The 6000-nt window shown below is 72.1% G+C and carries 6 protein-coding genes and 1 pseudogene; 4 read left to right on the top strand and 3 right to left on the bottom strand.

Going from position 1 to position 6000, the window contains the following annotated elements; all coding sequences use genetic code 11:
* Nucleotides 1-115 precede the first annotated feature (115 nt).
* On the bottom strand, nt 116-997 hold the full coding sequence (locus ABZ464_RS42205; protein WP_359287213.1) for a prohibitin family protein: 882 nt from the start codon (nt 995-997) through the stop codon (nt 116-118).
* 133 nt (nt 998-1130) lie between these two features.
* Entirely contained in the window at nt 1131-1583 is a 453-nt protein-coding gene (locus tag ABZ464_RS42200; RefSeq protein ID WP_359287212.1) for a MarR family transcriptional regulator, read from the bottom strand.
* A 94-nt stretch (nt 1584-1677) separates the two neighbouring features.
* Here ABZ464_RS42200 and ABZ464_RS42195 point away from each other — a divergent pair, with 94 nt between their 5' ends.
* Nucleotides 1678-2697: an NADP-dependent oxidoreductase gene (locus tag ABZ464_RS42195; protein WP_359287211.1), complete on the top strand. Its 1020-nt coding sequence runs from the start codon at nt 1678-1680 to the stop codon at nt 2695-2697.
* 93 nt (nt 2698-2790) lie between these two features.
* Here ABZ464_RS42195 and ABZ464_RS42190 read toward each other — a convergent pair whose 3' ends face one another.
* Nucleotides 2791-3942 (bottom strand): serine hydrolase domain-containing protein, encoded by a 1152-nt coding sequence (locus ABZ464_RS42190; protein WP_359287210.1) that lies wholly within the window; start codon nt 3940-3942, stop codon nt 2791-2793.
* A gap of 183 nt (nt 3943-4125) precedes the next feature.
* Between ABZ464_RS42190 and ABZ464_RS42185 the strand changes: the two genes are divergently transcribed.
* The 3 genes and pseudogenes from ABZ464_RS42185 to ABZ464_RS42175 form a co-directional block, all read left to right on the top strand.
* A complete protein-coding gene (locus tag ABZ464_RS42185; RefSeq protein ID WP_359287209.1) occupies nt 4126-4830 on the top strand; it encodes a hypothetical protein in 705 nt (234 codons plus the stop codon).
* An 87-nt stretch (nt 4831-4917) separates the two neighbouring features.
* On the top strand, nt 4918-5703 hold the full coding sequence (locus ABZ464_RS42180) for an EI24 domain-containing protein (protein WP_359287208.1): 786 nt from the start codon (nt 4918-4920) through the stop codon (nt 5701-5703).
* A gap of 5 nt (nt 5704-5708) precedes the next feature.
* A pseudogene (locus ABZ464_RS42175) lies at nt 5709-5861 on the top strand (winged helix DNA-binding domain-containing protein); the annotation flags it as partial.
* Between the last annotated feature and the right edge of the window lie 139 nt (nt 5862-6000).

The raw sequence follows: 6000 nt of genomic DNA, 5'->3' as shown, positions 1-6000 counted from the left end.
TCTCGCCGCACCGGCCGAAAGCCCAAGTACATCCAGTACGAGGGCTTCCGGCCGGCACGACGAGAGCACGCACCGGACGCCGCTCCTTGACGGGCAAACGTTGCCTGCCGCGGCACTAGTTCTTGCTGTTGTCCACGATCACCGGCGTGCCGTTGGAGTCCGTGCCGCACGGGACCGCGTACACCGGGTTGGCCTTCGCGGCCTCCTTGTAGGCTTCCAGGCACTGGTTGTAGAGGACCTTGTCGCTCAGCGAGCGTTCGATGATCTTGTTGGCGGCGGCGATGCCCTCCGCCTCGATGCGCTTGCGCTCCGCCTCCGCCTTGGCCGTGCGCGCCGCCTCCAGGGAGCGCTCGGTGGCCTGCTCCTGCTGGATCTTCTTGTCGATCTGCTCCTGGAGCTCCTTCGACGGCTTCACATTGCGCAGATTGACGGTGGTGACGTCGATCCCGCGCGGCGCCAGCCGCTCCTTGATCGAGGCGGCGATCTCCGAGCCGATCTGCTCACGGGCCGAGGCGTAGCCCTCCTCGCTGGTGTGCTTCGCGAACACGTTGCGGATGATCTCGCGGCTGTCCGGCACCACCAGCCGTGCCTGGACGGCGTCCGAGCTGCCCGCCAGCCGGTACAGCTCGACCGCCTTTGACGGCACGACGGCCCATTTGACGGTGACGTCCACGTCCAGCACCCCGCCCTCCGAGGAGCGCACCTCGACCACGTCCTTGTCGTAGAGGTTCAGGTCGACCGGGCGCGTGGAGAAGGATGTGACGTCGGTGAACGGCGACTTGAACTGGATGCCGGACTTCATCGGCGCGCCGACCTTGCCGAAGGTCACCGGCACGCCGACCTCGTAGGCGCTCACGACGTGCACGCACGAGAAGACGCCGGACAGCACCGCGCCGACGGCGCCCAGCGCCGCCCCGATCTTCCACCCCGACTCCTCGCGGCCCCGGCCGACGAGGAACAGCACGACCGCCGCTATGAGCAGCAGTATGGACAGCACGAACACAGAGATCCCCCCTTGGACGCGAACCGCGCCGCCGCGGGTGCGACGCGCGGCGCAGCGCATCGTAGTGGGCATGATCCCCGGGCCGTAACGGGTCCGGCGTCCCGGTCGTCAGTGATTCACCGTGCTGTCAGACGCCGTTCGCCTCGGCCGCCAGCATCCGCCGCAGCAGCCCCCGCAGTACCACCCGCTCCTCCTCCGCGAGCCCCGCCAGCGGCTCGCGCGCGAAGCGCAGGGACTCGCGCAGGCCCTTGGCGACCCTGCGCCCCTCCTCCGTCGCCGCGGCGAGCTTCACCCGGCGGTCGGCCGGGTCCGGCCGGCGTTCGACCAGGCCGCGGGACTCCAGGCGGTCGACGATGCCGGTGACGTTGGACGGCTCGCACCTCAGCTTCTGGGCCAGCTTGCGCATGGGGAGCGGTTCGAGGGAGAGCAGGCCGAGCAGCCGGGCCTGGGCGCCGGTGAGGGTGTGGTCGGAGGCCGCGTCCTCGTAGTCCTCGTAGTAGCGGGCCACGACCTCGCCGATGAGCTCGACGACCTCCAGGGTGAGGGCGTCGGGCAGCGGGGTTCGGGGTGAGGTGGCCATGGGGCCGAGGATACCCCCTTTACTTGACAACATGAAATATTAAGGCGCATGGTTGTTTCAGGTAGTGAAGCATTTGATGTGAAAGGCGCCCCCCATGACTGAGTCCGCCCTGCCCGCCACCGGCCGCGAATGGCGACTGCTGAGCCGTCCCGTCGGCTGGCCGAAGCCCGAGGACTTCGAGCTGGCCGAGGCGGAGATCCGGCAGCCCGGCCCCGGTCAGGTGCTCGTGCGCAACGCGTACGTCTCCGTCGACCCGTACATGCGCGGCCGGATGAGCGCCGCGAAGTCCTACGTCGCCCCCTTCGAGCTGGGCAAGGCCATGCAGGGCGGGGCCGTCGGCGAGGTCGTCGCCTCCGCCGCCGAGGGGATCGCCGTCGGCGACCACGTCCTGCACTTCGGCGGCTGGCGCGAGTACGCCACCTTCGACGCGGCCCAGGCCGTCAAGGTCGACCCCGAGGCCGCACCGCTCTCCACCTACCTCGGCGTCCTCGGTATGACCGGCCTCACCGCCTACGCCGGTCTGCTGCGCACCGGCGCCTTCAAGGAGGGCGACGCCGTCTTCGTGTCGGGCGCCGCGGGTGCCGTCGGCAGCCAGGTCGGCCAGATCGCCAAACTCAAGGGCGCCTCCCGGGTCATCGGCTCGGCCGGCTCGGACGACAAGGTCAAGCTCCTCGTCGAGGAGTACGGCTTCGACGCCGCCTTCAACTACAAGAACGGCCCCGTCGCCGAGCAGCTGCGCGCCGCCGCCCCCGACGGCGTCGACGTCTACTTCGACAACGTCGGCGGCGACCACCTCGAGGCCGCCATCGGCGCCCTCAACGAGCGCGGCCGGATCGTCGTCTGCGGCATGATCTCCGTCTACAACAACACCGAGGCCGCCCCCGGCCCGAAGAACCTCGCCCGCCTCATCCAGACCCGCGGCCGGATCGAGGGCTTCCTGGTCGGCGACCACTACGACCTCCAGCCGGAGTTCGTCCGCGAGGTCGGCGGCTGGATCCGCTCCGGCGAGCTGAAGTACCGCGAGACCGTCGCCGAGGGCATCGAGAACAACCTGGAGGCGTTCCTCGGGGTCCTGCGCGGCGACAACACCGGAAAGATGATCGTCAAGCTCTGAGAGCCCGACCGTGACGCGGCTTAGCCGCCGATCGTTGCGTACGACGAAGGCCGCACCCTTGGACGTGGGGTGCGGCCTTCGCCCTGCCCGGCGTCACACCGCGAGCGCCGCCCGGTGCACGGCCGCCGCCAGTCGGTCGTTCTCCGGTGCCGGGCCGCCCGGGTACGCGATCCGGCGCCGTGTGTACCCGTAGGCCAGCCCGCTGCGCGGATCCGCGAAGGCCTGGCTGCCACCCGCCCCGCCGTGCCCGAACGTCCCGGCGCCCAGGAACGGGTGGTACACGTCCGCGGTCGTCTGGAAGCCGAGCCCGTACGACCGGTGCCCGCGGGACACCAGGTCGTACCCGACCGAGTGCACCTGTCCGAACTCCGCCGCCGTGTCCTCCTTCAGCAGCGGCGCCTTCCCCTCCCGCTCACTGATCGCCGCCGCGTACAGCCCCGCGAGACCGCGCGCCGAGGCGACCCCGCCCACCGAGGCCGGCCCCTTGGCCCGGATCAGCGGGTCGTTCGGCAGCGCCTCGAGGTCGGTCGGTTCGGCGGCGTGCCGGTTGAAGGCGATCGAGGCGAGCGTGTGCGGTCCGTCGGGCACGGCGTCGAGCAGCGCCCGCTGCCCGGCCGTGGGGACCATCGGGAGCGTGGTGCGGAACCGCGGCTCGTGCGCGGCGGGCAGCCCCAGGAAGAAGTCCAGCCCGTACGGGGCGCGCACCCGTTCCTCGTACACCTCCTGCAGCGTACGGCCGGTGGACCGCCGTACGACCTCGCCCGTGAGCGCGCCGATGACCATCCCGTGGTAGCCGAAGGCGGTGCCCGGGCGCCAGAACGGCCGCTGGTCGGCCAGGCGTTCGGCGATCTGCCGGTCGTCGGCCAGCTCCTGCCGGGAGAACCCGGTGTCGGTGCCCACCACCCCGGCCCGGTGCGCGATCAGCTCACGCAGGGTCAGCTGTCCCTTGCCCTCGGCCGCGAACTCCGGCCAGTAGTAGGTCACCTTGCGGTCCAGCTCCAGCGTGCCGTCCTGGACGAGCAGGGCGACCACCAGATGGGCCGCGCCCTTGGTCGACGAGTACACGCCGTACAGGGCGTCGGCGCCGGCCTCGCCGCCCGCCCAGAGGTCGACGACCCGCCGCCCCCGCACATACGCGCACAACTGACCCTCGTAGTCCGACTGTTCCTCCGCCACGAACGCGGTGAACTCGTCCCGCACCGCTTCGAAACCGTCGGCCACGGTGCCGTGGATCTCCCTGGTCATCCGCTCCTCCTCGCACTCAGCCGCCTCTGGAGATCGGTACGGCGAGGCGTGCCCGTTCGACTCAACTGCGCCGATGCGGTGTTGGTGTCATCGATACCCCGGATGGCCCATACGGGGCGCCCGCAGCGGGCATGCTGGGGGCGGCGGGCACGTGCGAAGGCGATGTGCGAGGCGAGGAGAGCCATGAGGACGATCCCTTCCCTCCCCAGCGGGCACGACGTGCTGCGCCTGGCCCGCGGCACGACCGAGGCGACCGGCCACCTCCTGGACACGGCGGGCAATCTCACCAGGATCGCCCTCAACACCCTGGACCCGAGGGACGGTTCGGGCGCTCAGACGCTGAGGGCGCTGCGCCGCACCACGGCCGGACTCGCCGAGGCCAGCGCCTCGCCCGGCGCCCAGGAGGCCTTCTACCGCCTCGTCGAGACCCTGACCCGGCTCGGCACCGGCGGCGCACCCCTGGCCGGACACCCGGTGGGCGAACCGGCCCGGCAGCTGCTGACGGCCCTCGGCGACAGCCTGGTCCCGGCGCTGGACACGATGGAACCGGCCCTACGGGAGTTCACGGCGGCCCTGTCCGAGCTGATCGAGGCGGGTGCCCCCCTCGTCCCGACGGGCGCCGGCCTCACCGCGGGCGCCCTCCTCGTCCTGGCCCCCTTCCTGCGGGCCGCGGCCGAGGTCCTGCGCGACGCCTCCCCGGAACTCCGCCGCGCCGCGGACGCCCTGACCGCGTCCCTGGCACCCCTGCTGCCCGCCCGGACGGCCCTCGCGGAACGCGCGGCCACGGCAGGAGCGGACGTCGTACGGGCCACCCTGCCCGCCCTCCTCACCGCGGCCTCCCGAGCCGGCCACCTCGCCCGCGCGACGACGACCCGCCTCTCGGGCTGAGCGCCGGGGGGATCAGAAGGCCCGCAGCAGTGTCGTCGCCTCGGCCACGCCCCGGGACGGCAGGGGCCCGGCCGATAGAGTTCGGGTATGCGAGATCTCGGGGTGGGTTTTCAGTATCTGGTGGAGGGCCAGCGGTGGGTGGCCCGCAACGGCAGGCAGTACGGGTTCGGGCTGCTGCCCGGGCTGATCACGCTGGTGCTGTACCTGGCGGCGCTCGTCGCGCTCGCCGTGTGGGGCGCGGACTTCGTCGCCTGGTCGACACCCTTCGCCGACGACTGGTCGAGCCCCTGGCCCGGTCTCTTCCGGGGTTTCCTCCTCGTCGTGCTGTTCGCCCTCGGACTCCTGCTCGCCGTCCTCACCTTCACCGCCGTCACCCTGCTCATCGGCCAGCCCTTCTACGAGAGCCTCTCCGAGGCCGTCGACCGGGACGTGTCCCCCGACGGCACGGCCCCCGAGTCCGGACTGCCGCTCTGGCGCGAGCTGTGGATCTCCGCGCGGGACAGTCTGCGCATCCTGGTGCGTGCCGCGCTGTGGGGCCTGCTGCTGTTCGGCCTCGGGTTCGTCCCGTTCGTTGGGCAGACCGTCGTCCCCGTGATCGGCTTCTTCGTCACCGGCTTCTTCCTCACCGAGGAACTCACCGCCGTGGCCCTCCAGCGCCGTGACGTCGACCTGCGCGCCCGCCTCACCCTGCTGCGCTCCCGCAAGACCCTGGTCTGGGGCTTCGGCACCCCGCTGGGCCTCGCCTTCCTGGTGCCCGTCGTCGCGGTGTTCCTGATGCCGGGCGCGGTCGCGGGCGCCACCCTCATGGCCCGTGACCTGCTCGGCGAGGAGATCCGGGACGAGGAGAGCCAGTCGCTCGCCCCGTCCCACTGACCGCCGTGCCCGCCCTCACCCCCGGCGAGCTCAACCGCGCCACCCTCGCCCGCCAGCTCCTCCTGCGCCGCGAGGCGTCGACGGTCCCCGACGCCGTCCGCCGCGTCGTCGCGCTCCAGGCACAGCACCCCGCGTCCCCGTACCTCGCCCTGTGGTCCACGGCGGCGGGCGTGGCGGCGAGCGCGTTCCGTCCGCTGCCCGCGGACGTCTGGGAGGCCCTGTCGGCCGAGGCCCGCTCGCTGGGCGCGCTCCTCGCCGGCCGCGGCGACCCGGACGTCTACGCCCGCCACGCCCACT

Source organism: Streptomyces sp. NPDC005820, assembly GCF_040630255.1.
Classification (GTDB): domain Bacteria; phylum Actinomycetota; class Actinomycetes; order Streptomycetales; family Streptomycetaceae; genus Streptomyces.
Note: the sequence above shows the minus strand (reverse complement) of the source record. Positions and strands in the feature narration are given on the sequence as shown.

Coding starts and splice junctions, on each gene's coding strand:
- ABZ464_RS42180 (WP_359287208.1), top strand. CDS start 4,918: ATGCGAGATCTCGGGGTGGGTTTTCAGTATCTGGTGGAGGGCCAGCGG.
- ABZ464_RS42195 (WP_359287211.1), top strand. CDS start 1,678: ATGACTGAGTCCGCCCTGCCCGCCACCGGCCGCGAATGGCGACTGCTG.
- ABZ464_RS42185 (WP_359287209.1), top strand. CDS start 4,126: ATGAGGACGATCCCTTCCCTCCCCAGCGGGCACGACGTGCTGCGCCTG.
- ABZ464_RS42200 (WP_359287212.1), bottom strand. CDS start 1,583: ATGGCCACCTCACCCCGAACCCCGCTGCCCGACGCCCTCACCCTGGAG.
- ABZ464_RS42190 (WP_359287210.1), bottom strand. CDS start 3,942: ATGACCAGGGAGATCCACGGCACCGTGGCCGACGGTTTCGAAGCGGTG.